The following is a 3,419-nucleotide window of genomic DNA, read 5'->3' on the forward strand; positions in this document are numbered from 1 at the left end:
GTCTGGGACCGCGCGGTGGTCGCCGTCACCTCCTGCCCCACCGGCATCGCGCACACCTACATGGCGGCCGAGTCGCTGGAGAGCGCGGGCCGCGAGGCCGGCGTCGAGGTCCTCGTCGAGACGCAGGGCTCGGCCGGCTTCACCCGGCTCGACCCGGCCGTGATCGCGGCGGCGGACGGCGTGATCTTCGCGCACGACGTTCCGGTCCGCGACAAGGACCGCTTCGCCGGGAAGCCCACCGTCGACGTCGGCGTGAAGGCGGGCATCAGCCGTCCCGCCGAACTGATAGCCGAGGTCCGTGGCAAGGCGGAGCGCGGCGAGTTGACGGCGGCGGCCCCCTCCGGCGGCACCCCGGTCGAGCGTGCGGGCGACTCCGCCGAGGGCTACGGCACCAAGCTCCGCAAGTGGCTGATGTCCGGCGTCAGTTACATGGTTCCCTTCGTGGCGGCGGGCGGTCTGCTGATCGCCCTCGGGTTCGCGATCGGCGGTTACAAGATCAATAAGGCGCCGTCGGTGATGGACCACTTCGTGTGGGCACAGGCCGACAGCTGGGGCGCGCTGTTCTTCCAGATCGGTGTCGTGGCCTTCGGCTTCCTGATCCCGGTCCTGGCCGGCTACATCGCGTACGGCATGGCGGACCGGCCGGGCCTCGTCCCCGGCTTCGTCGGCGGCTCGATCGCCCTCACGATCAACGCGGGCTTCCTCGGCGGTCTGGCGGCCGGTCTGATCGCCGGTGGTGTGGTGATGGCGATCCAGAGGGTCGGTATCCCGACGGCGTTGCGCGGCATCATGCCGGTGGTGGTGATCCCGCTGATCTCCTCGGCGATCGTCGGATTCCTGATGTTCGTCGTGATCGGCAAGCCCATCGCCTCCGCGCAGAGGGCCATGACGGACTGGCTGAACGGTCTCACCGGCTCGAACGCCGTCCTGCTGGGCGCCCTGCTCGGCCTGATGATGTGCTTCGACCTCGGCGGCCCGGTCAACAAGGTCGCGTACACCTTCGCCACGGCCGGCATCGCGGTCGCCGCCCCCAGCGGCTCCGCGATGAAGATCATGGCCGCGGTCATGGCGGCCGGTATGGTCCCGCCGCTGGCGATGGCCCTGGCCACGACCGTGCGCGGCAGGCTCTTCACCCAGACCGAGCGCGAGAACGGCAAGGCGGCCTGGGTGCTGGGCGCCTCCTTCATCACGGAGGGCGCGATCCCGTTCGCCGCGGCGGACCCGCTGCGCGTCATCCCGTCGGCGATGGTCGGCGGCGCGGTCACCGGCGCCCTGTCGATGGCCTTCGGCGCCACCCTGCGCGCCCCGCACGGCGGCATCTTCGTGGTCCCGCTGATCGGCAACCCGTTCCTCTACCTGGTCGCCATCGCGGCCGGTGTGTGTGTCACGACGGCGCTGGTGGTCATCCTGAAGGGCATGCGCAAGCAGGCCCCCGAGGCCGCGGTCACCGGGTCGGCGGCGGACCCGGCGGCGACGGCGGAGACGAAGCAGCCGGTAGCGGCGTGATCGTCCGCCGCCCTTGTCCCTTTGGGGCGCTGTGAGTTGTTCACGGCACCTGCGAGATACGTCACGGTCCGGGGCCAAAGTCCCGGACCGTGGTGTCTACTGGAGCGTATGCCTGAGCACGTCTCGATTCTCCAGCTGGCCGGCGTGGCCGGTCTGGTCCTGGTGACCGCGGCCTGGATCATCTTTTTGATGCACACCCGCCGCACCCGCTCCGCGGCCGCCGCACGACGCTCGGGCCGCCCGTCGCAGGTCGACCACCCGCAGCTCCACCCGCTGCAGGCCCTCCCGCCCCAGCGCCCGGCCCCTCCCCACGTGGAGTCCGTCGAGCTGACCCCGGCGGAGCGGGACGCGTTCGCGGGCCTCGTACGACAGCTCGGCGAGCACTAGGCGCATCGCCCCGTCCGGCGGAGCGTGCCGGAGAAGCCGCGGCCGGACAGGACGTCTCAGGCCTGCCGTGCGGCCCGCCGCTCCATGGCGTCCCGGGCCGCTTCCTCCGTGACGTACACCTCGCACATGTGCCGTCCGTCGGGCGTCGCCGTGTGCTCGACCTCCCACAGGGAGAGCTCCTCGCCGTCGCGCAGCAGGAACGCGTGCTCGTAGAGCGAGAAGCACAGCCCCACCCGGCCGGCCCGCCCCGGGCGGCCGAAGGCCTGGGTGATCTGGTGGGCGAACGCCGTCGCCAGCAGCGCGGTCGTCTCCGCGCCCGGCCGGTCCGGGTTCTCCGCACGGCGCAGCAGCCGGCGCGCGTGGTCCGCCGAGTCGTCCGGAACGTACGCGTGCCGCGGCTCGAGGACCGGCGCCGGCTGCACCAGTACCGGCAGCTCGAAGTCCGGGGTGTCCGGGGGCAGCGGCAGCCGGCCGTCGGCCGCGTGCAGCTCCTCCTCGTCCACGTAGACCTCGTGCTGCGGGTCGCTGCCCGGCGCGGTGTTGTGGACGAGCTCCCAGAGCGTGACCGCCGAGCCGTCGGCGAGCAGCCACGTGTGCCGGTACGTCTCCCGGTGCACTCCCGCGCTGTGGTGCGCGGAGTGCAGCGAACTGTCGTGCGCCAGCGCACAGTCGAGCTGCCATATCACTTCGTCGGGCAGCTCGAAGGAGTTCAGGGCACGACCGAGGAGTCGCGCGAGATGCTCCTCCGGAGACTCGGGCGACTCGGCTGGTTCGTACGCTGTCGTCTCGTACGGAACGCTCAAGGCTTCTCCCGGCGTTGCTGCATGTCACCTTGTGGGTGCATACCGTAGCCCCTCGGTCGGACATCATGTCCGGGAACCGAGAAAACGTGCGCCGGGAAAACGCCCGGGCCGTCCGGAAGGTTCCCGCACGGCCCGGCATGCCGTCAGAACCGGCCGGTCAGACGGCACTTCTTGCACTCACCCGCGATTCTGCAGACCCGGCGGGATCCGGGGAGTCCGTCCCGCCCCGGGGTCCGCCGGTCACGCGACGCTGCCGGCGCGCCATTCGCTCCACGACATGTTCCAGCCATCGAGCCCGTTGTCCGGGGACACGGTCTTGCCGGGGGAGTTCTTCACGATCACGACGTCCCCGATGAGCGAGTTGTCGTAGAGCCACTTGGCGGTCGTGGCCCCCTGCGCACCCTGTACGTCCTGGAGTCCGACGCAGCCGTGGCTGGTGCCCTGCTCGCCGAAGGGCGGGTTGCCCTTGTCGTACCGGTAGTTGCCGTGGATGAACGTGCCGGACGTCGTCAGCTGCATGGCGTGCGGCACGTCCGAGATGTCGTACTCGCCGCCGTAGCCCACCGTCGATCCGTTCATGCGCGTCTGCACGAACTTCTTGGAGATCACCATGGTGAAGGTCGCCGTCTTCTTCTGCGCCCCGTAGACGCCGTCAGCGCCCTGGACCCCGTCCCGCGCGAGCGTCCACGTGAGCTAGGTGCCGGCACCCCGCCCCGGTCGCGC

General features: G+C 71.0%; 3 protein-coding genes and 1 pseudogene. 2 read left to right on the top strand and 2 right to left on the bottom strand.

Going from position 1 to position 3,419, the window contains the following annotated elements; all coding sequences use genetic code 11:
• On the top strand, window positions 1–1,506 hold a 1,506-nt coding region (locus ACFW2E_RS06885; protein WP_384462514.1), incomplete at its 5' end, for a PTS fructose transporter subunit IIC.
• A 108-nt stretch (window positions 1,507–1,614) separates the two neighbouring features.
• Window positions 1,615–1,893, top strand: a complete 279-nt coding sequence (locus ACFW2E_RS06890) for a hypothetical protein (RefSeq protein ID WP_384462517.1) — start codon at window positions 1,615–1,617, stop codon at window positions 1,891–1,893.
• Window positions 1,894–1,949: 56 nt separating this feature from the next.
• Here the strand turns inward: ACFW2E_RS06890 and ACFW2E_RS06895 are convergent, their stop codons facing one another.
• Window positions 1,950–2,696, bottom strand: coding sequence for a DUF6227 family protein (locus ACFW2E_RS06895; RefSeq protein WP_384462520.1), 747 nt, complete (start codon window positions 2,694–2,696; stop codon window positions 1,950–1,952).
• A gap of 240 nt (window positions 2,697–2,936) precedes the next feature.
• Window positions 2,937–3,380 (bottom strand): annotated as a pseudogene (locus ACFW2E_RS06900) (L,D-transpeptidase); the annotation flags it as partial.
• Window positions 3,381–3,419 lie beyond the last annotated feature (39 nt).

Origin of the sequence: Streptomyces sp. NPDC058964, from assembly GCF_042741275.1 — a bacterium.
Lineage (GTDB): Bacteria > Actinomycetota > Actinomycetes > Streptomycetales > Streptomycetaceae > Streptomyces.

Bases quoted from the DNA above. Each gene is read 5' to 3' on its own strand.
- ACFW2E_RS06890 (WP_384462517.1), top strand. From the start codon at position 1,615: ATGCCTGAGCACGTCTCGATTCTCCAGCTGGCCGGCGTGGCCGGTCTG.